At 65.0% G+C, this 545-nt stretch carries 1 protein-coding gene; it reads right to left on the bottom strand.

What is annotated here, in order from left to right:
• The coding region (locus tag GJ699_RS33940; RefSeq protein WP_154383812.1) for an AMP-binding protein at window positions 1-545 on the bottom strand (545 nt) is incomplete at both ends.

The raw sequence follows: 545 nt of genomic DNA, 5'->3' as shown, positions 1-545 counted from the left end.
CGGCCAGCCAGTGGCCGGCCTATCGGCATCTGTGCCGGCAGCGGCAAGTCGCCTTGCAGGTACGCCGCGCAGTCCTGAACCACCGACGTGATGACGGTTTCGGTCGGGCCGTAGCTGTTAATCAGCTTGACATGCGACAGGCCGGCATCCTGCCATGCCTGCACACCATCAGGCGGCATGGCCTCGCCGGTGGCCTGCACCTGGCGCAGTGCGCCATAATGCCGCTGCCCTTCGGGTAGCCGCGCGAAATCCTGCGCCAGCATATGCCAGTACGCGGTCGGCAGGTCGGCGATGGTGATGCCATGCGTCTGCAACGCCTGGAGGAAGGTGGCGCTGTCCCACAATTCGGGACCGCGCAGGACCACGGCCGCGCCGCAGGTCAGCGCCGGGAACAGCTGTTCAACGAAACCATCAAAATTGATGGTCGAGAATTGCAGCATGCGGTCGCTGCGCGTCAGGCCGAAGTAGCCTTGCGCGACCTGGCTGTGTTCCGCCAGCGTGGCATGGTTGATGCCGATGCCTTTCGGCTTGCCGGTCGATCCCGA

Origin of the sequence: Duganella guangzhouensis (genome assembly GCF_009674535.1) — a bacterium.
Classification (GTDB): Bacteria; Pseudomonadota; Gammaproteobacteria; order Burkholderiales; family Burkholderiaceae_D; genus Rugamonas; species Rugamonas guangzhouensis.
The sequence above is the reverse complement of the archived record's forward strand: the minus strand, read 5'-3'. Positions and strand labels throughout refer to the sequence as shown.